Origin of the sequence: Curtobacterium sp. 9128, from assembly GCF_007673775.1 — a bacterium.
Taxonomy (GTDB): domain Bacteria; phylum Actinomycetota; class Actinomycetes; order Actinomycetales; family Microbacteriaceae; genus Curtobacterium.
Genome location: NZ_VEAF01000008.1, coordinates 1 through 22,028, shown reverse-complemented (window position 1 = coordinate 22,028; position 22,028 = coordinate 1). Strand labels below are relative to the sequence as shown.

The window sequence follows — 22,028 nt, the reverse complement described above, 5'->3', positions numbered from 1 at the left end:
GGGGTCAGTGCCCGGGTGGTGCGACGTCGATGCGTCTGCGGTCAGTCCGCCAGGCGCTGGAACAGGACGTGGTCCTGCCACCGACCGGCGATCCTGAGGTACCGCGGCGCGTAGCCGTACCGCTCGAACCCGTTCTTCTCGAGCACCCGCTGCGACCGCTCGTTGTGCGGCAGCGTCCCCGCCTCGACACGGTGCAGTCTGAGCTGGTCGAAGGCGAGACGGACCGTGCGCCCCACGGCGGCGGTGGCGGCACCGTGCCCCGCGGCGTCCTCCGACACCCAGTACCCGAGCGTCCCCGACTGGAACGCGCCCTGCACGATCGAGTTGACGTTGAGCCGACCCACCACGACGTCGTCGGTGGTGATCACGAGCGGCAGCATCTGCCCGCGTTCCCGGCGTCGGATGCACGCGAGGATCTCCGCGCGCTGCCCGTCGGTGGTGAAGAAGCTCTCCGGTCGGACCGGGTCCCAGGGGGCCAGGTAGTCCCGGTTCTGCACGAGCAGGTCGGCGAGCCGCTCCGCGTCGGACGGGACGATCGGGCGGACGTCGTGGCGCATCCCCGCAGCATCCCACACCGCCGGTCACCCGGTGGGGACGTCGCGCTCCGCGGTCAGGAGGCGCGGACGTACTCCGTCAGCAGCACCTTGCCGGTGCGCCAGTGCTGCGCCGCGGTGAACCCGTGCTCGCCGAGGACGGAGGCGACCTCCGGCTCCGTGTTCCGGGACGGTCCGCCGACGAACCACACGGTGTCGATGTCGCCGAGCCGCGCGGGGATCGTCGTGGCGAGGTCGCCGTTCTGGTTCCAGAGCACGCCCGACTCCGCGCCGTTCTGCTCGACCGCGAGGTCGGTCATCCCGGTGAACGCCCAGGGGTAGGAGATCCGGATGATGTCCGCGGTGGTCGTCGGGTGCCGGTACACGCTGCCGAACACGACGCCCTCGTCGGCGTCCGGGTGGGCGTCCCGGACGCTGGCGATGATCGATGCGGCGTTCGCCCACGTCGAGTCCTGCTTCGCCTGCGGCGTCTTGACGTCGAACGCCGAGGGGACGGAGAGCACCATGACCGCGGCGACGGCGGCGGCGAGCAGCACCTTCGGCCGAAGCAGGGTGAGCGCGACGGCGATGAGGAGCGCGACGAAGGGCAGGCTGAGGCTCGCGTACTTCGGGGAGTACAGGTGTTCACCGAGCGCCGTCGCGCCGACGAGGAGCCCGGTGGGCACGAGCGCGAGGGGGAGCGCGACGCGGACTGCTTGTGCACGGGACAGGTCGCGGACGGTGGGAGAGCCCCGGCGCACCCGGACGAGCGCGACGACCACGCCGACGGCGATCAGCAGCCAGGCGATCGTGGCGTACCAGTTCAGGCCGCCGAACCACGCCGTGGCGAACACCTGCGCCGCCGTGCGTGAGGTGATGCCGGAGATCCATGCGACCTGCCGGGACTGCGACGCGACCTCGAGCACGACGGGGGAGACCACGACGGCCGCAGCGACCGCGGCGATCGCCCAGCGGACGAGGGCGGTCCGCGACACCATGGGAGCCGTCGACCCGACCCCACGCGTGCTGAGCGCCGTACGACGCTGGTCGGCCCGTCGGACCCAGACGGTCCAGGCCAGGACGACCGCGTGGGCGACGACGGCGAGCGCGAGGTAGACGTTGAAGGTCACCGCGAGGGCAGCGAGTGCCCCGTACGCGACCCACCACTGCACGGCGTGCCTGCCACCGGTGCGGGTGCGCCGGACCGCGGTGAGGCCGACCAGCGTGAGGCAGACCGAGAGTGCGGTGACCGTCGCGTACGGTCGTCCCTCGCTGCCTGCCCACTGCACGCGGGGGAGCGCGATGAAGACGAGTCCGGCGACGATGCCGAGCCGACGACCACCGAGTCGCCGGCCGAGGGCCACCACGAGCCCGGCCGCGACACCGATGGCCAGGGCGCTCGGGAAGCGGAGCGTGAACGGGGTGTAGCCGACGAGCCAGAACCAGAGGTGCATGAGCGCGTAGTACAGGCCGTGCACGGCGTCGACGGTGTGCAGCTCCGCCCAGAGCTGCGGCCAGGAGCGCTGGGCGCTCGTGACGGTCGCGCCCTCGTCGTACCAGAGCGACGGCACCCACGCGAACGCGGCCGCGGTCAGTGTCCCGACCGCACCGATGGTCAGCTCGGGGGTGCGGACGACCGACAGGCCGACGACGCCCGCGGCACCGCGCAGCCGGGTCCGGACCGCGGGTGTCCCGACGGGGGTCCCGATCGGACCTGGTACCCGGATGCTGCCGGTGCGGGGGGAACTCACGGCCTCGACGGTAGCGTCGTCCCCTGGACGAGACCCCGAGAACCGCGCCTTCCGGCTGTGGATTTCAGATGCGGTGTGGGAGCTCTCACAGGAAGGGCCGGGAGCGCTCCGGCGGCTAGCATGCGGGGATGAGTCGTCTGCGGATCAGGGATGCCGCCCGGTACCTCGGCGTGAGCGACGACACGGTGCGCCGACTCGTCGAGAACGGGACCTTCACCCGCTTCGTCGACGACGGCGGCCGTGCGGTCGTGGACGGCCGCGAACTCGCCACGCACGCGAAGGGGCAGGGCGCGACGCTCCCCGACCCGGCGGGCTCGACCAGGAGCTCGGCGCGGAACCGCTTCGTCGGCATCGTCACGGACCTCGTCGTCGACACCGTGATGGCCCAGGTGGAGCTGCAGTGCGGCCCACACCGTGTGGTCTCCCTGATGAGCGCCGAGGCCGTCCGCGACCTGGGGCTCGAGGTCGGTTCGGTGGCGGTGGCCTCGGTGAAGGCGACGATGGTGACGGTGGAGACGCCCGATGTCGACGACTGACCCGACGGACGCTCCTGCACCCGTGTCGCCCGTCTCGCCAGGTCGACGCCGGCTCGGTTCCCGGACCGCCGCGCTCGACGCCGGCGGCGAGGCCACACTCGGTCGGCTCGCCGCGGCCCGCGTGCTCGTCGTCGGCGCCGGTGGCCTCGGTGCCCCCGTGGTCGCCTACCTGGCGGGGAGCGGCATCGCGCGGCTGACGATCGTCGACCCCGACGTGGTGGACGCCTCGAACCTCGCCCGACAGACCCTCTTCGGCACCGCGGACATCGGTGCCGCGAAGGCCGAGGTCGCCGCTGCCCGGGCCCGCGCCGTCGACCCGGAGTGTGAAGTCGTGGCGGTCGTGGGCGCATTCCGCCCGGATCTCGTCGCCGGACACGACGTCGTCGTCGACGCGGCGGACTCGGTCGTCGTCACCCGGGCCGTCTCGGACGCGTGTGCCGAGCGCCGTGTGCCGTTCGTCTGGGGCACGGTGCTCGGCTACGACGGACAGGTCGCGGTGTTCGACGACCGCGTGGTGGACTTCCACGACCTGCACCCCGAGGTGCGCCCGGACGAGGGATCGTGTGCGGTCGACGGGGTCCTGCCGGCGCTCTGCGGTGCCGTGGGCTCGGTGATGGCGGCACAGGTCACCGCCCTCGTGGCCGGCCTCGGGGAGCCGCTGCTCGGTCGCGTCCTCAGCGTGGACGCCCGTCGGTGGCGCTGGACGGAGAGCCCGCTGCGGCGCGGGCCGGCGTCCCGCCGACCGGACCCTGCGGCGGTGCCGGACACCGCGGGCCGCATCGCACCGGCGGCACTCGCCGCGCGGGTGGCCGACCCCGCGGACGCCGTCGTGGTCGTCGACGTCCGGACGCCGGAGGAGCGCCGGGCAGGGGTCGTCCCCGGGGCCGTCGCTCCGGAGGACCTCCCCGACGACACCACGCCCGTGGTCGTGGTGTGCGCACGAGGACCCCGCGCGATCGCGTGGGCCGCGACGACACCCCGTCCGACGGTGGTCCTCGACGGCGGCATGCAGGCCTGGGAGCGGGAGGGCCTGCCCATCGAGCAGGCGCATCTGCGGCTACACTCGGACGACTGATCCGCAGGAGCGGACCAGACGACCGCGGGAGCGGATCGACCGACCGAGGAGCCCCGATGCGCCGCACGACCACCACCGCGGCGGTCATGGCCGCCGTTGCCCTGACCGCCGGCCTCGCCGGGTGCAGCACCGGCAGCGCCGACTCCGCCGACAGCACGGCGACCCCGAGCGCCAGCGCCGGACCGACCGGCTCGATCACGGTCTTCGCCGCCGCCTCCCTGCAGAAGACGTTCACGCAGCTCGGCGCCGACTACGAGCACGCCCACCCCGGCACCACGATCAGGTTCTCCTTCGCCGGCTCGAGCGACCTCGTCACCCAGATCCAGAACGGTGCGCCGGCGGACGTCTTCGCGAGCGCCGACGAGCCGAACATGACGAAGCTCACCTCGGCCCACCTGATCAGCGGGGGCAGCCCCGCGTTCGCCACCAACGTGCTCGAGATCGCCGTCGCGCCGGGCAACCCGAAGCAGGTCCACGACCTCCGGGACCTCACCGCGCCCGGGCTGCAGGTCGTCACCTGCGCGGCGCCCGTGCCGTGCGGTGCCGCGACGGCGGCGGTGGAGCGGGCGTCCGGCGTCACCCTGCACCCGGTCAGCGAGGAGCAGTCCGTGACCGACGTGCTCGGCAAGGTCGAGTCGGGGCAGGCCGACGCCGGGCTCGTCTACGTCACCGACGTCGCCGGTGCCGGCGGCAAGGTCGACGGGGTCGCCTTCGACGCCTCGAAGCGCGCCGTCAACACGTACCCGATCGGCGTGGTCGAGGGCTCGTCGAACGCCGCGCTCGCGAGGGCGTTCAGCGCGTACGTCCGCTCGACCGACGGCGAGCGGGTCCTGCGGGCGGCGGGCTTCGGCGCACCGTGAGCCGCACACCGGCGAGCGTCGCACCCAGGAGCGCACCGTGACGCGGCACGTCCGGACGGTCGCCCCGTGGTGGTTGCCCGTCCCGGCGGTCGTCGGCGGACTCTTCGTGGTCGTCCCGGTGCTCGCGATGGTCGGCCGCGTCGACTGGTCCTCGTTCGTCGCCCTGGTGACCGCGCCCGCCTCGCTCACCGCGCTCGCCCTCAGCGTCGGCACCGCCGCCGCCGCGACGGGCATCGCGTTCGTCGTCGGCTTCCCGCTCGCCGTCGTGTTCTCGCGGGTGCGCTCCCGCTGGGTCGGGGTCGCCCGCGCGGTCGTCCTGCTGCCGCTCGTGCTGCCGCCCGTGGTCGGCGGTCTCGCCCTCCTCGCGGCGTTCGGACGGCTCGGCCCGGTCGGCGGGTTCCTCGCAGACCACGGCGTCCGCATCGCCTTCACCACCACGGCGGTCGTGATGGCGCAGACGTTCGTCGCGATGCCGTTCCTGGTGTCCGCGATCGAGGGCTCGCTCCGGACCGGCGGCGACCGACTCGAGCGCGTCGCCGCGACGCTCGGCGCCGGACCGACGCGCGTGCTCTGCACGGTGACGGTGCCGCGGGCCCTGCCCGGGATCGCCTCGGGACTGGTGCTCTGCTTCGCGCGGGCACTCGGTGAGTTCGGGGCCACGCTGACGTTCGCCGGCAGCCTGCAGGGGGTCACCAGGACACTGCCGCTCGAGATCTACCTGCAGCGCGAGGTGGACCCCGACACCGCGGTCGCGCTCGCCCTGGTGCTCGTGGTGGTCGCCGTGGCCGTGATCGGGCTGACATCGGTCCGCACCGGCGCCAGGACGGCCGCACCGTGACCGGCCTGCACGCGCACGTCGTCCTGACCGACCGGGACGTCGACGTCGCGGTCGAGGTCGGCCCGGACGACTGCGTCGCCCTCGTCGGCCCGAACGGCGCCGGCAAGTCCTCGGTCGTCGAGGCCGTCGCCGGACTCCTCGCCGTCGACGCCGGCTCCGTGCGCATCGGCGACACCACGGTCGACGACGGACGTCGCCGGGTCCCGCCGCACCGCCGACGCGTCGGCCTGGTCGCCCAGCGAGGCGACCTCTTCCCGAACCTGACGGTCGCCGGCAACGTCGGCTACGGCCCGCGGGCGGCCGGCATGCGCGGACGGGAGGCACGGCTCGCCACCGACAGGGCCCTGGCACGCGTCGACGCGGTCGCCCTGGCCGACCGTCACCCCGCGACGCTGTCCGGCGGGCAGGCGCAACGCGTCGCGATCGCCCGCGCGCTCGCCGCGGACCCCGCGGTGCTGCTGCTCGACGAACCGACCTCCGCGCTCGACGTCGAGGCACGGGACGACGTCCGGGCCGCGCTGGCCACCGCGATCGCCGGACGGCCGACCGTGCTCGTGACGCACGACCCGATCGAGGTCGTCACCCTCGCGACCCGCGTGGTCGTCGTCGACGGCGGACGGGTCGTCGAGTCGGGCAGCACCGCCGAGGTCCTCGGCCGCCCGACCAGCGCCTTCGGTGCCGCGTTCTCCGGTCTGGCGCTCCTCGCCGGCACGGCGACCGGTCGGGGGATCGCGCTCGACGGCGGCGGCGAGCTGCCGTCGCGGACCCACACCGTGCCTCCCGGCCAGCGAGCCCTCGCCGCTCACCACCCGACGGCCGCCGTCGTCGGCCGGGACGGATCCGGCCCGGGGCGTCGCGTGGTCGCGCTCGAGCCGCGGGACGGACTGGTCCGGGTCCGGACCGAGGACCTCGTGGCCGACGTCACCGTCGCGGTCGCGGCCGAGCTCGCGCTCCGGACCGGCGACCGGGTGCACGTGACGGTGCCGCCCGACGAGGTGGACGTCTACCCGCCCACGCGGTCGTAGGGCTCAGCCGCCGGCGAACGGCGGCATCACGTCCACCAGCTCCACGCCCGCGAGCGGTGTCGAGCGGTCGCGGGTGCTGACCCCGTCGACCAGGTACGAGCAGCGCTCCTGCAGGGCCGCCCACCGGTCGGCGTCCGTCGCCGTCACCGTGCTGAGGGCGACGTCCAGCGTCGTCGCGTCGGTGTGCGTCTCGTCGAGGCCGACGGCTGCCCGCGCCGCGGCGAAGAACCGGATGGTCGTCACCTCAGCCCCCGATCGCGCTCATGCCGCGGGACGGGTGCACCATGCCGTCGGCGTCGTCGCCGTGGTCACGCGGCTTCGCCCACATCGCCCGGCGCCACAGCTCGAGCACGGTTGCGTCCGGGGCCCCGGCGCGCATCGGGCCGAGCAGGTCGGACTCGTCGTCGGAGAACAGGCAGCTGCGCACGTGGCCCTCGGCGGTGAGCCGAGTGCGGGTGCAGTCGCCGCAGAAGGACTCCGTGACGCTCGCGATGATGCCGACCGTCCCGAGCGCACGACCCGTCGCGCTGTCGGTGACGCGGAAGCGCTCGGCCGGGGCGCCGTCGCGCGGTGCGTCGTGCGGGGTGAGGGTGACGTGCTCGGCGAGGATCGCGCGCGTCTCGGCGGCGGTGACCATGGCGTCGCCGTCCCACGCGTGCCCGGGGTCGAGCGGCATCTGCTCGATGAAGCGGAGCTCGTGTCCGCGCTCGAGGCACCACGTCAGGAGCTCCGGCGCGAGGTGGTCGTTCACCCCGCGCAGCAGGACGGCGTTCACCTTCACGCCGAGGCCCGCGTCGGCCGCGGCGGCGATGCCGTCGAGCACGCGGTCGAGGAAGGGGCGGCGCGTCACCGTGGCGAACACGTCGGGGTCGACCGTGTCGAGGGACACGTTGATGCGGTCCAGCCCCGCGGCGCGGAGGTCCGCCGCGCGAGCGGCCAGCCCGATCGCGTTCGTGGTCAGGGAGACCTCGACACCGAGTGCCGCGGTCCGGGCGACGACGTCGGCGAGGTCGCGGCGGAGGAGCGGCTCACCGCCGGTGAAGCGGACCTTCCGCACGCCGAGGTGCTCGGCGCCGAGGCGGACCAGGCGTTCGATCTCGTCGGCGGTCATCAGTGCGTCGTTCGGGATGACCGGCAGGCCCTCCTCCGGCATGCAGTAGGTGCAGCGGAGGTTGCAGCGCTCGGTCAGGGAGACCCGCAGGTCGATCGCCCGTCGGCCGAAGCGGTCGACGAGTCCCGGGTCGTCCGGACGGTCGGGGAGCGCCGGGGAAGGCACGCGGACGCGCCGCAGCAGACCGGTCGACGGGACAGTGCCGGTCGACGGGACGGTGCCGGTCGACGGGAGCATGCGGGCCGTCATACCGGCGATGATACGGCGGGTTCCTGGCGGGGCTCGTCACGCGCTCCGTGCCCGTGCAGCAGGCGGTGACGCCAGCGGAGCCAGTCGGCCCGGTCGGTACGGACGAGGGTCACCACCACGATGACGAGGACCGCGGCGGCGAGCCACCAGCGGTAGGCGTCCACCGACGGCCACACCCCGCGCAGGCCGATGGCGAGCGCGATCGACATCCACTCCCACCGGCCGGAGAGCACCACGAACGGCACGAGGAGCAGCGCGTACCAGGGGTAGCGGGGGGTGACGGCGAGGAACGTGACGCCGATCATCAGGACCTCGCCGGACCACGGCCGGGACGGGTCGGACAGCCGCCAGGCCAGCACGGCCCCGACGAGGACCGCCAGGCCGACGATCAGCGTGCCGGCGTCGCCCTGCACCACGAGCGAGACCAGGGCGAACCGGGACCCGTCCTCGTAGCCCTCCTCGGTCAGGTAGCCGGGCAGGTAGCCGAGCACCTTCGCACCCGTCGAGGCGACGTAGGGGACGTAGAGGAGCCCGAACACGACGACGCCGACGGGCACGGCCCACCAGTTCCGCCAGCGACCGAGGAGCGCCGGGTAGACGAGCGCCGGGATGAGCTTCGTGCACGTCGCCGCGCCGAGCATGATCCCGCCCCACACCGGCCGACCGAAGGCGACGAGCACGGCGCCGGCGGTGGCGAGGGCCGCCCCGACGACGTCGACGTGCGAGTTCGTGACGGCCTCGGAGGCCACGAGCGGGCACCAGGCCCAGATCGCCGCCCACCAGAGCGGGCGGCCGATACGCCGGAGGACGACGACGAGGCCGACCGTCACACCGAGCGAGACGACGAGGCCGGCGATCTGGAACGGCAGGTACATGACGGTCGCCGGGACGGCGAACCGGACGAGAGCGAACCACAGCTCGGCCATCGGCGGGTAGATCGTCGGCACGTCGGGCCGGTTGATCGCGGTGCAGTGCCCGTCCGCGCCGTCGCCCAGGCCGCGGTAACGGGGGAGCAGGTTCTCGCACGTGCCGTTCACCTTGTCCGGGAACAACCAGTCCGGGCGCAGACCGGACAGTGCCGTCGACTGCGGCGTGTGCGCGTACGGTGAGACGCCGGCGTGCTGGACGATGCCGTCCCAGGCGTACCGGGCGGAGTCGGTGCTCGTGTTCGGCTCGCCGACGAGTGCGGCGAGTCCCACCACCACGGCGCCGCCGAGGACGATGATGGGCACCAGTCGCGCCGGGACGAAGCGGAGCGCGAGCACGGCGATCCCGAACACCACCCAAGCGATCAGGGTCCACGCAACGAATGGTGATCGATGACCCGACCGGAGGAACCCCAGATGCGTGACGCCGAAGGCGACGACACCCGCCAGGGCGAGGACGCCGACGACGGCGAGCACGGTCGGGAGCAGGGTGCCGGGACGCAGACGCATGGTGCGTCGAGGCTACCGATGTTCGTCCGGCACGGACTCCACGACGCCAGGGCGGCGATGGCCTCCCCGAACCGCAACGCCCGGTCGGCCGTGGTCGTCGGCCGGTTGCTCGGGATCGCGTTCCTGATCTGCTTCGGCACCGGCGTCTACAGCCACCTGCTCCAGGACCCGCTGCCGTGGATGCACTTCCCGACCCGGCCGGTCCGGCTCTACCAGTTCACCCAGGGGCTGCACATCACCGCGGGCATCGCGATCATCCCGCTGCTCCTGGCGAAGCTCAACACCGTGATGCCCGCCCTGGCGCAGGACCCGCCGGTGCGGAACGTGCTGCACCTGCTGGAGCGGGCGTCGATCGCGGTCTTCGTCGCGGCGAGCGTCGTCCAGGTCGGGACCGGTCTCGTGAACACGTTCCAGTGGTACCCGTGGCCGTTCCCGTTCCGGCAGGTGCACTACGCGCTGGCGTACGTCATCATCGGCTCCCTCGCGATCCACATCGGCGCCAAGCTCCGGGTCATCGCCCGGTACTGGCGGAAGCGGGACTCCTACGACGCCGACGGGCGGTTCGTCCGTGACGAGACGGTCGGGAGCGAGCTGCCCGCGTACGACGCCACGGCGGCGTACCCGCGGGGGATCACCGGCCGCGTGATGCGGTGGGCCGACGGGACGGCGGCGAGCCGGGCCTCCCGTCCGGCCGTCGCGGCAGACGCCGAGCCAGCGGCGGCGCCGTCGTCCGCTGCGGCCGGTCGTCGGGAGCGGATCGCGCGACGCGGCTTCTTCGCCGGGATCGCGGCCGCGACCGCTGGTGTCGTCGTGCTGACCGCCGGACAGTCCTCGACGCTCGCCGAGCCGTTCAACGTCTTCGCCCCGCGGAAGCGGCACATCGGTCCCGACGGTCTCCCCGTCAACCGGACCGCCCGTGCCGCCGGCGTGCTGGCGACCGCGACGGCGGCGGACTGGACGCTCACCGTCGTCGGGCCCGCCGTCACCAGGACGTTCTCGCGCGCGGAACTCGTGGCGCTCGGGATGGCCGAGGAAGCGCTGCCGATCAGCTGCGTCGAGGGGTGGAGTCAGATGGCGACCTGGAAGGGCGTGCGCATGCGAGACCTGCTCGCCGCGGTGCAGGCGGAACCGGCCTCGCACGTGCGGGTGACCAGCCTCGAGCGGCACGGCGGCTACCGGATCATGGACATGGGTCCCGAGTACGCCTCGGACCCGACGACGCTCGTCGCGCTCGAGGTGAACGGCGCCACGCTCGACCTGGACCACGGGTTCCCCGCACGCATCATCGCGCCCGGGCGGCCAGGCGTGCTGCAGACCAAGTGGATCGAGAAGATCGAGGTGCGCTCGTGAGGGCCGCTCGCACCGTGCTCGTCACGCTCGGGGTCCTGGTGATCGCATTCGGGGCGGTCGTCCTCGTCACGACCGTCAGCCCGGCCCGGATCGGCGGTCTGGCGACCTGGCTCCTGGCAGCGGTGATCCTGCACGACGCGATCCTGTCGCCGTTCGTCGTGCTCGTCGGCCTCGGGCTGCGGCGGGCCGGACGGGCGCTCCGCGTCTGGGTGCTCGTCGTCGTGCAGGCGGCGGTCGTGCTCGGCTGCGTCCTGGCGCTCGTCGTCCTGCCGGAGATCGCGGCGAAGCACCACGGGGCGAAGAACCCCACGGTCGTGCCGTTCGACTACACGACGCGGTTGCTCGTCGTCGAAGGTGCGCTGCTCGTCGTCGTCGTCGCGGCGCTCGCCGTGGGGTGGCTGACCGCGCGCCGCAGATCCAGGGTGGTTGAAACGACAACCATTTCGTAGGATGGGTGCATGACCGACGAGACCCCGTGGCTGACGCGCGAACAGCTGCGTGCCTGGATGAAGCTCGTCGCCGTCATGGAGCTCCTGCCCGCGGCGCTCGACCACCAGCTGCAGCGGGACGCCGACCTGACGCACTTCGACTACATGGTCATCGCGATGCTGTCCGAGACCGAGGGACGGACGCTCCGGATGTCGGCCCTGGCATCGGCGACGAACGCCTCGCTCCCGCGGCTGTCGCACGTGGTGTCCCGGCTCGAGAAGCGCGGACTCGTCGCGCGCTGCCCGTCGGTCGACGACCGGCGAGCGACGGACGTCCGGCTCACCGAGGCCGGGTACGCCGCGATCGTCGACGCCGCCCCGGACCACGTCCGGACGGCACGGAAGTTCGTGATCGACGCCCTCACCGCGGAGCAGGTCGCGCAGCTCGACGCCATCGCGAAGTCGATGCTCACCACCCTCGACCCCGAGGGGCGCTTCGCGGCGGTGACGTACCCGCGTGACGAGGACGACGCCGCGATCTGCGAGGCCCGGCTGACGGGCGCCGCGCTGGACTGAGCCGGTCGCGGCTGCGCTGCGCGCGGCCGCGCTGCGTTCGGTTGCGTCGCGTTCGGTTGCGCTGCGTTCGGCTGCGCTGCGCTCGACTGCACTGCGCTCCTGCCTCGCCCGTAGGGCCGTCGCGCGGTGCAATAGGCTCGGCGGCATGAGCCAGCCGGACACCACGAGCGAGACGTACAGCTACCTCGGACCGGCCGGCACCTTCACCGAGGCCGCGCTCAAACTCGTCGAGGCAGCGGCCGGCAAGCCCTGGCGGAGCGTCAACAACGTCGGCGAGGCGCTCGACGACGTGATGTCTGGCCGTTCGGTCGGCGCGGTGATCGCGATCGAGAACAGCGTCGACGGTGGAGTCAGCGCCACGCAGGACGCCCTCGCCCGGATCCCCGGCGTGCGGATCGTGGGGGAGTACCTCGTCCCCGTCGACTTCGTGCTCGTGGCCCGGCACGGCACCGCGCTCGCCGACGTCCGGACCGTGAACGCCCACCCGGTCGCGTACGCCCAGACCCACCGCTGGCTCGAGACGAACGTCCCCGGGCACGGGCACATCCCGGCGTCCTCGAACGTCGCCGCCGCCGTCGCACTGCTCGACGAACACCCGACCGCCGACGCCGCCGTCGCCCCGCCCGGGATCACCGACCACCACGACCTCGCCGTGCTCGCCGAGTCGATCGGGGACAACACGAGCGCGGTGACCCGGTTCGTCCTCGTGTCGAGGACGCTGCGGATCCCGGAGCGGACCGGATCGGACAAGACCAGCGTGATCGTCGAGCTGCCCGCCGACCACCCCGGTGCCCTCGTGGACATGCTCGAGCAGTTCGCGACCAGGGGCATCAACATGGGGCTGCTGTCCTCGCGGCCGATCGGCGACGAGCTCGGGCGCTACCGGTTCGTCATCGACCTCGACGGGCACGTGGCGGACGAACGCGTGGCCGACGCGCTGCTCGGGCTGCGTCGGTTCAGCCCGCGCGTGACGTTCCTGGGGTCGTACCCGCGTGCCGATCGACAGGAGTCCGACGTGCCGCTGCGCTACTCGGACGAGGCGTTCGTCGAGGCACGCGACTGGCTCCGCGCGATCGTCTCCGGCGAGCCGGAGGCGTAGGCGCCGGACAGCGCGGCGCTTCCCGCACCGTGCGCGCTTGTGCGCACGGGATGCGGTGCGCACGGTGCGCCCTTGCCGGTGGTGCGGAGTTGACGGACCGGTGTGCGGTGCGCACTTGCCCGGTGGTGCGGCGTTGACCGCCCGGTGCGGGGTCCTAGCGGCGCACCGAGCTACCAAGCGCGCACGGGCTGGGGAAGCGCGCACCGTGCGGACGGGCGAACCGCGCACCGTGCGGAGTCCGCCCCTCCCGTCAGCGCCCCCACGTCAACGCCGCCCCCGCCCAGCGCGCCCCCGTCAGCGCCGCGTCGCCGCCCGCACCTGGCGCGTCTGGCGTGTCTGGTCGCGCGGCCCGGCGACGCGGACGCGCAGCCCTCCCGCCTGGATCGTCGCCTTGAACGCGATCACCTTGCCCACCGGGTCGCCGTCGATCTCGAACTCGTCCGGCTGCTCCAACCGTGCGGTGAACTCCTCACCACGGAGGTACCGCAACGGCCGCTCCTCGCGCGCCCGGGTCGTGATGCGCTCACCGATCGCGGTCTTCCCGAGCGCCGACCGGCGGAAGGACCGCAGGATCGCGTTCTCCCAGAGCATCCGCGCCGCGATCCGGACCCAGCCGAAGAAGCCCCGCGGACGCATGACCACCACGTCGAAGACGCCGTCGTCGATCTCGGCGTCGGGCAGCAGTGTCGCGCCGGCCTGCAGCATGCCGCAGTTGCCGACGATGAGCGAGTGCGCCCGCACCGACCGGTTGCCCTCGTCGTCCAGCCGGTACCGGAACTCGAACGCATCGGCGTCCCGCAGCGAACGGACCAACGAGTCCACGTATGCGAGCCACCCGACCTTCTTCTTGAGCTCCGGGTTCGTGTTCGCGAGCATCCGCGCGTCCAGCCCGAGGCCGGCCATCACCAGGAACGCGAACTGCTCACGGGAACCGTCCGGCCGCTCGACACCGAGCGTCCCGATGTCGATGGAACGGTCCTCGCCACGGAAGATGGTGTGGATGCTCGCGTCGAGGTCGTCGATCGGCGCCGGGATGTTCCGGGCGAGCAGGTTGCCCGTACCGCTCGGCAGCAGCGCGAGCGCCGCGTCGGACTCCCACACGACCTCGGCCACCGCGCGCACGGTGCCGTCCCCGCCGGCCGCGGCGACGACGTCCACGCCGGCCTCGACCGCCTCGCGGGCCATGCCGCCACCCGGGTCCTCCTCGGAGGTCTCGAACCACAGCGTCTCGTTCCACCCCGCTTCGCGCTGGTACCGCTCGACCGTCTGCTTGAGGGTCGGCAGGTCCACCTTGACGGGGTTGTAGACCACGGCGGCGGTGCGGTGCTCGGTGGCGGGGGCGTCCGACTGCGCGGGCGCGGTCTCCGAGGGCGATGACATGCATCGAACGTACCGGCGGGGGCTGGGGAGCGCGCGGCCGGACAGGAGGCTCGTGGCGGCGCCGCCACGAGCCTCCAGTCCGGCTCTGGCTAGGATGAAGCGGTGATTGACCCACAGCTGCTGCGCGACGATCCCGATGTCATCAAGGCCTCACAGGCTGCGCGCGGCGCCTCCGTCGACGTCGTCGACGAGGCGGTCGCCGCGGACGCCGCCAGGCGGAGCGCGATCTCGTCGTTCGAGGCCCTCCGTGCCGAGCAGAACGCCTTCGGCAAGACCGTCGCGAAGGCCCCGAAGGACGAGAAGGCCGCGCTCGTGCAGCAGGCCCAGGCGCTCGCCGCCGGCGTGAAGGAGGCCCAGGCCGCCGTCACCGCGGCCGAGGAGACCTTCACCCGGGTCGTCCGCTCGATCCCCAACGTCGTGCTCCCCGGCGTCCCCGAGGGCGGCGAGGACGACTTCGTCACCATCAAGACCGTCGGCACCAAGCCCTCGTTCGACTTCGCACCGCGCGACCATGCCGACCTCGGCGAACTGCTCGACATCATCGACATCCCCCGCGGCGTCAAGGTCTCCGGCTCGCGCTTCTACTTCCTCAAGGGCCTCGGCGCCCGGCTCGAGATCGCCCTCATGTCGCTCGGCCTCGACCGGGCGGTCCAGCACGGCTTCACTCCGCTCATCACGCCGACGCTCGTGCGTCCGGAGGTGATGGGTGGAACGGGATACCTCGGTGAACACGCGACAGAGGTCTACCGGCTCGAGGCCGACGACCTTTACCTGACCGGTACCAGCGAGGTCGCCCTCGCCGGGTACCACGCGGACGAGATCCTCGCGTTCGAGCCTGCGGACCCGGCCCTCCGCTACGCCGGGTGGTCGACCTGCTACCGGCGCGAGGCCGGTTCGGCGGGCAAGGACAACCGGGGCATCCTCCGGGTACACCAGTTCAACAAGCTCGAGATGTTCTCCTACGTCCACCCGGACCAGGCGGACGCCGAGCACCAGAAGCTCATGGCGTACCAGGAGTCGATGCTCCAGGACCTCGGGCTGCACTACCGCGTGATCGAAACCGCTGCCGGCGACCTCGGCACGAGCGCTGCGCGCAAGTACGACCTCGAGGCATGGGTCCCGACGCAGGACACGTTCCGCGAGCTCACCTCGACCTCGAACTGCACGACGTTCCAGGCGCGCCGCCTCGACACCCGCTACCGCACCGAGAGCGGGAAGACCGCGCCGGTCGCCACGCTGAACGGCACCCTCGCCACCACCCGCTGGCTCGTCGCGATCCTCGAGACGCACCAGCAGGAGGACGGCTCCGTGGTGGTGCCGGAGGTGCTCCGGCCGTACCTCGGCGGCGTCGAGGTGATCGAACCCCGATGAGCAGCGTCTCCGGCGGTCACCGGCACGGTTCGTCCGTCGGCGCCGAGACCCGTGTGAAGCGGTGGCTCGTCGCCCTCGACATCGACGGCACGGTGATGCGCGAGGACGGGGTCGTCACGGACACCACCGTGCAGGCCATCCGGGACGCCGCGGCTGCCGGGCACCTCGTGATGCTCTCCACCGGCCGCAGCGAGGGCATGACCGTGCCGGTGCTGCAGCGACTCGGCATCGAACCGGAGTACCTCGTGTGCGCGAACGGCGCCGTGACCCTGCGGCGGTCGAGCGCCCCGCACGCGAACGACGGCTACGTGCGCGTCCACGTCGAGACCTTCGACCCGACGGACGTCCTGCAGACCATCCGCGGGGCACTCTCGAACGCCGCCTACGGCGTGGAGTCACCCGACGGGCGCTACCTGCTCAACGGGGAGTTCCCCGACGACGCGATGACCCGCTCGGGCGAGAAGGTGGCCTTCGAGCAGCTCCTCGGCGTCCAGGCGACCCGCGTCGTGGTCATCTCGCCGGAGCACGGGCTCGAGGAGTTCCTCGCGATCGTCGACCGGATGGGTCTGCACAAGGTCTCGTACACCGTCGGCTGGACCGCATGGCTCGACATCGCTCCCGAGGGTGTGACGAAGGCCACCGCGATGGAGCGTGTGCGCGAGTGGCTCGACGTCCCGCGCTCCCGGGTCTTCGCCGCCGGTGACGGGCGGAACGACATCGACATGCTCCGTTGGGCCTCGACGTCGGGCCGCGGCGTCGCGATGGGGCAGGCTCCGGACGACGTGGTCGACGCCGCGAACGAGATCACCGGCAGCGTCTCGGACGACGGACTCGCAGCGGCGCTGGACAGCCTCCCGCGCTGACCTCGGGCGCGCTGACGCCCCACTGAACGACACGAACGCCGAAGGGCACCGCAACCGCGGTGCCCTTCGGCGTTTCTGCGTTCCCGCGTTCGGCCCTCGCGATACCGCATCTTGCGTGTGACACTCAGTATTGTTATATTTCAGCCTGAGAGTCACCGGGCCGAGTCACGGCGCCACTCTCTCGAACCCCGAATCGATCAGAGAGGCCCCATGTCGTCCCCGTCCTCCCGTCTCACGAAGCGTCGCCCGATCGTGCGCGTCGTCCTCGTCGTCGTGTCGCTCATCGCGGCCTGGCACATCTTCGCCCAGCTGCTGTGGATCGCCCCCTACTCCGCGGCCATGCGCTCCCTCGTCCCCGGCAACTTCCTGACCAGCTGGCAGATCCCGTTCTTCGGGCAGAGCTGGTCGGTGTTCGCCCCGGACCCCATCAACGGCAACTACCACTTCTACGTCCGGGCGGTCGAGACCGTCGACGGCAAGCAGCAGAACAGCGAGTGGATCGACGCCACCGAGGCTGAGCTCAAGCTGTCCCGCCACAACCTGCTCCCGCCGCGTGCCGCCGGCCTCGCCAACGAGCAGGCCAGCAAGTACCGCGACGCCTACAACAAGCTCACCGAGCAGCAGCAGGAAGTCGTCCAGGCGAACTACTACACCGGCGCCGACTGGAAGTCCCGCTTCGAGACCGCCCTCTACAAGGCCTCGGGCGACGACGCGACGGCCAGGACGAACGCCGGCTCGTTCATCACCCAGCACGCCTACACGAGCGCCTACGCCACCCAGGTCGCCAAGACCATGTGGGGCGAGGACGTCACCACCATCCGCTTCGCCGTCTCCCGCCAGAACGCGGTGCCCTTCGACCAGCGGAACAACCCCGACGCGAAGGAGGAACCGGAGCAGTGGTCCCCGACGGGCTGGCGCGGCGCCTTCGTGATGCCCGGGCAGTCCCACGAGGACTTCGCCGACACCTTCAAGAAGCTCGCAGAGGAGAAGTGACCATGAGCACCACCTTCACCACCGAGGCCACCCGTCTCGGCCGCATGCTCAAGGACCTCGTCTGCGCGGGTCGCGCCGGCGCCCTCACCCTGCTCCGGCGCGGTGCCGGGTTCTCCGAGGACTGGCTCCTCGGCAAGAAGCGCGCACTGTACGGCCTCGCCGTCTTCCGCATCCTGATCGGTGTGATGGGGATGGGCATCCTCGCCGCGAACTGGTCGACGCGCCTCTACGCCTACGGCGCCGGCTCTGCCTGGACGGGACAGCACCTCTACCCGGGGAGCGACTTCCCGAAGATCTGGCTGTTCGGTTGGTTCAACTTCGTCGGCCCGAACGACGTCGGCTTCACGCTGAGCTACATCGGCCTGTTCGTCGTCGCGTTCCTGGTGGCGATCGGCTGGCGGACCAAGTTCGTCCTGCCCGTGTACCTGGTGTTCTACGTCTCGTTCATCGAGATGAACGACCTGCTCAGCGACCAGAGCGACAACCTCCTGCGCATGGTCATGATCTACATGCTCTTCGCGGACACGTCGGCCCGCCTCTCGCTCGACGCCCGTCGGCACGCGAAGTCGCACGACAGCCTCCGCCGTTTCGATCAGCGCAGCCGGATGGTCCGTCCGTACAGCGCGATGTTCCACAACATGGCCATCGTCGTCACGACCATGCACGTCGGCTTCGTGTACATGTCCGGTGCGCTCTACAAGGCGCAGGGTGGCACGTGGGGCGCCGGCACCGCGGTGTACGGCCCGCTCATGGTCGACCGGTTCTCCACCTGGCCGGAGATCGCCAAGCTCATCACCGCCTGGGGCCCGATGGTCGCCGCGTTCTCGTGGGGCACGATCATCCTGCAGATGATGTTCCTGCCGATGCTGCTGAACCGCATCACCCGGATCGTCGTCCTCATCGGCATCATGTCGTTCCACCTCGGCATCGGTGTCCTGATGGGCCTGCCGTTCTTCTCCATGGCGATGATCGCCGTCGACGCGATCTTCGTCCGCGACCACACCTGGCGCGCGATGGGTCGCGGACTGGGGCGGGCATGGCGGAACGCCGGACGTCGCCCGGACCTGATCCCGCTCGCCGAGCGCCGCGAGACCGCAGCCGCCGTCGCGGCGGAGCCCGTGGACAACGCGTGGGTGGGTCGCCGTCCGGCACCCCAGCCGGTCGGACTGGAGGCCCACAGCGCCCCCGCCTCGCCGGTCACCGCCGACGTGCCCTCCTTCACGAGTGTGCCCATCGACCCGACCGCGGCCTCCGTGGCGGACGACACCCGAGCCTCCCGGCTGGCTGCTGAGAAGTCGGCGGCGCAGCGCGACGCCGTGGACGCCTGAGCGTGCGAGCGATCGTCGTCGGCAGCGGGCCCAACGGGCTCGCCGGTGCGATCCGGCTCGCGCAGGCCGGCGCATCCGTCACCGTGCTCGAGTCGCACTGGCGGGTCGGGGGAGCGGTCGGCTCCGCGGAGCTGACCGAACCCGGCCTGATCCACGACCTCGGCGCGTCCTTCATGCCGCTCGCCGCCGCGTCGCCGTTCCTCCGCTCGCTCGAGCTGGAGCGGCGAGGCGTGCGGTGGGTGGAGGCCCCCGCGGCACTCGCGCACCCACTCGACGACGGCAGTGCCGGCGTCCTGCGACGGGACATCCTCGAGACCGCCGGCGGCATGGGACTCGACGGGTCCACCTGGCGCAACCTGTTCGAGCCGTTCGTGGACCGGTTCGACGACCTGACGGCGGACACCCTGCGGCCCCTCGCCCGGATGCCGCGGCACCCCGGTCTGATGGCCCGGTTCGGCGCCCTCGCCGCGCAGCCGGCGCTCCGGCTCGCCGGGTCGTTCCGCGAGGAACGGCACCGAGCACTCTTCGCGGGGATCGCCGCGCACGCCTTCGGGCGACTCGACACCACCTTCTCCTCCGCCATCGGTGTCATGCTCACGGCGGCGGGACACGCGGTCGGATGGCCCGTCGTCGAAGGTGGGGCGCAGGTCCTGGCCGACGCGCTCGAGGCCGAACTCGAATCGCTCGGCGGACGGGTCGAGACGGGGTGCACCGTCACGGACATCCGGCAGGTCGAGGACGCCGACGTGGTGCTCCTCGACGTCGCGCCGAGTGCAGCCGTCGAGATCCTGCACCACCGGATCCCTGAGCGTGCACGCCGCGCCTTCACCGAGTTCGCGCACGGCCCCGCCGCCTACAAGGTGGACTTCGCGATCGACGGCGAGATCCCGTGGACCGCGTCCGAGTGTCAGGAGGCCGGCGTCGTCCACCTCGGGGGCAGCGCGGCAGAGGTCGCCGAGGCGGAAGCGCGGGTCGTGTCGCGGAAGTCGGCGCGGGCGCCGTTCACGCTCGTCGGCCAGCAGTGGAAGGCAGACCCCTCGCGGTCCGTCGGCGGCCTCAATCCGGTGTGGTCGTACGCGCACGTGCCGTACGGATCCACGGTCGAGGCCGAGCACCGCATCGTCAGCCAGATCGAGCGGTTCGCGCCCGGCTTCCGCGACCGCATCGTCTCCACCCGGGTCACCAGTGCGATGGGCCTCGCGGCGGCGAACTCGAACTTCGTCGGTGGGGACATCAACACCGGTGCCAACACCTTCCGGCAGCTCATCGCGCGGCCCACGTTCGGGCCGAACCCGTACCGAACCGGGGTGCCCGGGGTCTACCTCTGCTCGGCGGCGACGCCACCAGGGCCCGGGGTCCACGGCATGAGCGGTGTCAACGCGGCAGAACGGGCGCTCGACATCGCATGAACGACTTCCGGCCCGGGTGCCATCGCCCGGGCCGGGCTCGACCGGAACATCCCCCATGTGAGCCGGTCGGGGACCCCTGCACGTGATGCGCGTGTGCAGGGATCAACCAGGAGCCGTCGGCGACGGCGCTCCACTACAGAAAGAACGATCACATGAGCAAGCACAAGCGCTCTGCCACTCGCAAGGTCGTCGCAGCGTCGGCGATCGGTGCGATCGCGGCATCGGGTGCCGCGTTCGGCGTCTACTCGTCCGCTCAGGCCGACGGCAGTGACGGCATCGCCGGACTGCCGAACAGCCTCAACCGGTACTTCACTCCCACCTCCACGGACACGATGGAGGGGCCGGTCGTCATCCAGGCGGGCGACCGGCCGGGGTTCTACCGCTTGAACGGAACCGGCGCGGAATCGGAGTACCACGCTCCGCCGCTGGACTACTACGCCACCTACGCACAGGCCGCCGCCGCGAAGGGTGTCGTCTACACGATGCCCAAGCCCGGCAAAACGGCCAACATCAAGCCCGTCGGCATGGACAACACCTGTCTCGGGGGCCAGATCATCTTCCAGCAGGCGGGACCGACCGTCTGGATCAAGATCAACGACCACGCGCACATCGGATCGTGCGATGCAACCGCGGATCCGGCTGTCAACTTCGGTTACCGATGGACCCTCGAGGAGGGGTCAATGAAGTTCCGCGCCGATGACGTGTCCGACAGCGCTCCGAACCTGCCGTACAAGGCCACCTACCTCAAGAGTCGCGCTCCTTTGGCGAACGGCAACAGTGTTGCAACCGTGGGAACGGGCGGAAACGTCGTCGTTCCCCCGAGCTCCGGGAACAAGAACGCCTCGGCGTCAGCTGCTGCCTCCGGCCGCGCGGACGGGAACAACAACCCCGCTGCGGTCGCCGCTGCGCAGGCAGCGGCAAACGACGACGCGACGTCGGTTGCGGATGCCGCAGCAGACCGCTTCGGCAACTCGGCGGCGAAGACCGCTGGGAACCAGGTGACCACGGCCGCGGCAGACGCTGCACAGAACGTGTCGTCGGACCCGAGTGCTGCCGGATCGGTGGCGTCGAAGGGGGCGACGAACGGCGACAACAGCGCGAACACGCAGGGCGCGGCGAGCGTCGCGGCGAACGCTTCGCCGAACTCGGCGTCGAAGGCCGCGGCCATCGCCGATTCCTCCAAGGACGCATCCACCGAAGCGAACGGCAACCGGAACGCGTCGGCGTCGGCGTCGGCATCGGCGGACGCTGACGGGAACAACAACCCGGCGGCAGTCGCCGCCGCAAAGGCTGCTGCGAACGACGACGGCACCTCTGCAGCATCCGCCGCGGCTGACGTCACGGCGAAGGCTGCCGCACAGATCGCGGGCAACCAGCTGACGACGGCGTCCTCGGACGTCACCAAGGACGCCGACTCTAACCCGGGCAGCTCCTCGAAGGCTGCAGCGAAGGCCGCGGCGAAGGCCGACAACTCGACGACGACGAACGGTGCTGGTTCGATCGTGGGCACCACGAACCCGGCTGCGGCGTCCCAGGGCGCCTCGATCGCGTCGTCGTCGGCAGACGCATCCTCGGAGGCCGCGGCTGATGTCGACGGCAACCAGGACGGGACGCCGGAGGGCGACCAGGAGGGTACGCCGGAGGGCAACCAGGACGGCAGCCCGGAGGGTGGCCAGGACGGTACCCCGGATTCGAACGTGGACGGCACGCCGGACTCGAACGTCGACGGGACGCCGGACTCGAACGTGGATGGCACGCCGGACTCGAACGTGGACGGCAGCCCGGAGGGTGGCGAGGACGGTACCCCGGACTCGAAC

Annotated in this window: 21 protein-coding genes; 15 read left to right on the top strand and 6 right to left on the bottom strand. The window is 72.0% G+C overall.

What is annotated here, in order from left to right; all coding sequences use genetic code 11:
* Positions 1-41: 41 nt before the first annotated feature.
* Positions 42-557 carry a GNAT family N-acetyltransferase gene (locus FS641_RS16155; protein ID WP_144765688.1) on the bottom strand — a complete coding sequence of 172 codons (516 nt, stop codon included), beginning with the start codon at positions 555-557 and terminating at the stop codon, positions 42-44.
* A gap of 53 nt (positions 558-610) precedes the next feature.
* Entirely contained in the window at positions 611-2,284 is a 1,674-nt protein-coding gene (locus tag FS641_RS16150; RefSeq protein ID WP_144765686.1) for a glycosyltransferase family 39 protein, read from the bottom strand.
* 128 nt (positions 2,285-2,412) lie between these two features.
* On the opposite strand from FS641_RS16150, the gene FS641_RS16145 reads away from it, so the two are divergent.
* Genes FS641_RS16145 through FS641_RS16125 form a run of 5 tightly spaced genes read left to right on the top strand, consistent with a single transcriptional unit; the run spans position 2,413 to position 6,618 of the window.
* The gene (locus FS641_RS16145; protein WP_144765684.1) at positions 2,413-2,820 is read left to right on the top strand and encodes a molybdopterin-binding protein; all 408 of its coding nucleotides are present in this window, start codon (positions 2,413-2,415) and stop codon (positions 2,818-2,820) included.
* The gene (locus FS641_RS16140; RefSeq protein ID WP_144765682.1) at positions 2,807-3,895 is read left to right on the top strand and encodes a ThiF family adenylyltransferase; all 1,089 of its coding nucleotides are present in this window, start codon (positions 2,807-2,809) and stop codon (positions 3,893-3,895) included. Before FS641_RS16145 ends, FS641_RS16140 begins: the two co-directional genes overlap by 14 nt.
* A 56-nt stretch (positions 3,896-3,951) precedes the next feature.
* The gene (gene modA, locus FS641_RS16135) at positions 3,952-4,755 is read left to right on the top strand and encodes a molybdate ABC transporter substrate-binding protein (protein ID WP_144765680.1); all 804 of its coding nucleotides are present in this window, start codon (positions 3,952-3,954) and stop codon (positions 4,753-4,755) included.
* A 37-nt stretch (positions 4,756-4,792) separates the two neighbouring features.
* A complete protein-coding gene (locus FS641_RS16130) occupies positions 4,793-5,593 on the top strand; it encodes an ABC transporter permease (protein WP_260855884.1) in 801 nt (266 codons plus the stop codon).
* A complete protein-coding gene (locus FS641_RS16125) occupies positions 5,590-6,618 on the top strand; it encodes an ABC transporter ATP-binding protein (RefSeq protein WP_144765678.1) in 1,029 nt (342 codons plus the stop codon). Before FS641_RS16130 ends, FS641_RS16125 begins: the two co-directional genes overlap by 4 nt.
* Before the next feature lie 3 nt (positions 6,619-6,621).
* On the opposite strand, the gene FS641_RS16120 is transcribed toward FS641_RS16125, so the two are convergent.
* From FS641_RS16120 to FS641_RS16110, 3 genes are all read right to left on the bottom strand, one after another.
* On the bottom strand, positions 6,622-6,861 hold the full coding sequence (locus FS641_RS16120) for a MoaD/ThiS family protein (RefSeq protein WP_144765676.1): 240 nt from the start codon (positions 6,859-6,861) through the stop codon (positions 6,622-6,624).
* Between the two features lies 1 nt (position 6,862).
* Positions 6,863-7,894, bottom strand: a complete 1,032-nt coding sequence (gene moaA, locus FS641_RS16115; protein WP_395879789.1) for a GTP 3',8-cyclase MoaA — start codon at positions 7,892-7,894, stop codon at positions 6,863-6,865.
* Positions 7,895-7,974: 80 nt separating this feature from the next.
* Complete coding sequence (locus FS641_RS16110) at positions 7,975-9,414, bottom strand: glycosyltransferase family 87 protein (protein ID WP_144765674.1); 1,440 nt, start codon at positions 9,412-9,414, stop codon at positions 7,975-7,977.
* On the opposite strand from FS641_RS16110, the gene FS641_RS16105 reads away from it, so the two are divergent.
* The 4 genes from FS641_RS16105 to pheA all read left to right on the top strand — a co-directional run bounded on the left by FS641_RS16105 (position 9,322) and on the right by pheA (position 12,867).
* Entirely contained in the window at positions 9,322-10,764 is a 1,443-nt protein-coding gene (locus FS641_RS16105) for a molybdopterin-dependent oxidoreductase (protein ID WP_260855882.1), read from the top strand. The genes FS641_RS16110 and FS641_RS16105 overlap by 93 nt on opposite strands.
* Positions 10,761-11,213: a hypothetical protein gene (locus tag FS641_RS16100; protein ID WP_144765672.1), complete on the top strand. Its 453-nt coding sequence runs from the start codon at positions 10,761-10,763 to the stop codon at positions 11,211-11,213. The genes FS641_RS16105 and FS641_RS16100 overlap by 4 nt, the downstream gene beginning before the upstream one ends.
* 9 nt (positions 11,214-11,222) lie before the next feature.
* Positions 11,223-11,768 (top strand): MarR family winged helix-turn-helix transcriptional regulator, encoded by a 546-nt coding sequence (locus tag FS641_RS16095; RefSeq protein ID WP_144765670.1) that lies wholly within the window; start codon positions 11,223-11,225, stop codon positions 11,766-11,768.
* 145 nt (positions 11,769-11,913) lie between these two features.
* On the top strand, positions 11,914-12,867 hold the full coding sequence (pheA, locus tag FS641_RS16090; protein WP_144765668.1) for a prephenate dehydratase: 954 nt from the start codon (positions 11,914-11,916) through the stop codon (positions 12,865-12,867).
* A gap of 294 nt (positions 12,868-13,161) precedes the next feature.
* Here the strand turns inward: pheA and FS641_RS16085 are convergent, their stop codons facing one another.
* Positions 13,162-14,247 carry a diacylglycerol kinase family protein gene (locus tag FS641_RS16085; protein ID WP_144765666.1) on the bottom strand — a complete coding sequence of 362 codons (1,086 nt, stop codon included), beginning with the start codon at positions 14,245-14,247 and terminating at the stop codon, positions 13,162-13,164.
* Positions 14,248-14,349: 102 nt separating this feature from the next.
* Here FS641_RS16085 and serS point away from each other — a divergent pair, with 102 nt between their 5' ends.
* From serS to FS641_RS16055, 6 genes are all read left to right on the top strand, one after another.
* The gene (gene serS, locus FS641_RS16080) at positions 14,350-15,618 is read left to right on the top strand and encodes a serine--tRNA ligase (protein ID WP_144765663.1); all 1,269 of its coding nucleotides are present in this window, start codon (positions 14,350-14,352) and stop codon (positions 15,616-15,618) included.
* Entirely contained in the window at positions 15,615-16,481 is an 867-nt protein-coding gene (locus tag FS641_RS16075; protein WP_144765661.1) for an HAD family hydrolase, read from the top strand. The genes serS and FS641_RS16075 overlap by 4 nt, the downstream gene beginning before the upstream one ends.
* Before the next feature lie 210 nt (positions 16,482-16,691).
* Positions 16,692-17,474, top strand: coding sequence for a DUF5819 family protein (locus FS641_RS16070; RefSeq protein ID WP_144765659.1), 783 nt, complete (start codon positions 16,692-16,694; stop codon positions 17,472-17,474).
* Between the two features lie 2 nt (positions 17,475-17,476).
* Positions 17,477-18,802: an HTTM domain-containing protein gene (locus FS641_RS16065; protein WP_260855881.1), complete on the top strand. Its 1,326-nt coding sequence runs from the start codon at positions 17,477-17,479 to the stop codon at positions 18,800-18,802.
* A gap of 2 nt (positions 18,803-18,804) precedes the next feature.
* Positions 18,805-20,211 (top strand): NAD(P)/FAD-dependent oxidoreductase, encoded by a 1,407-nt coding sequence (locus FS641_RS16060; RefSeq protein ID WP_144765657.1) that lies wholly within the window; start codon positions 18,805-18,807, stop codon positions 20,209-20,211.
* A gap of 152 nt (positions 20,212-20,363) precedes the next feature.
* Positions 20,364-22,028: hypothetical protein (locus FS641_RS16055; RefSeq protein WP_395879718.1), on the top strand; the 1,665-nt coding region annotated here is incomplete at its 3' end.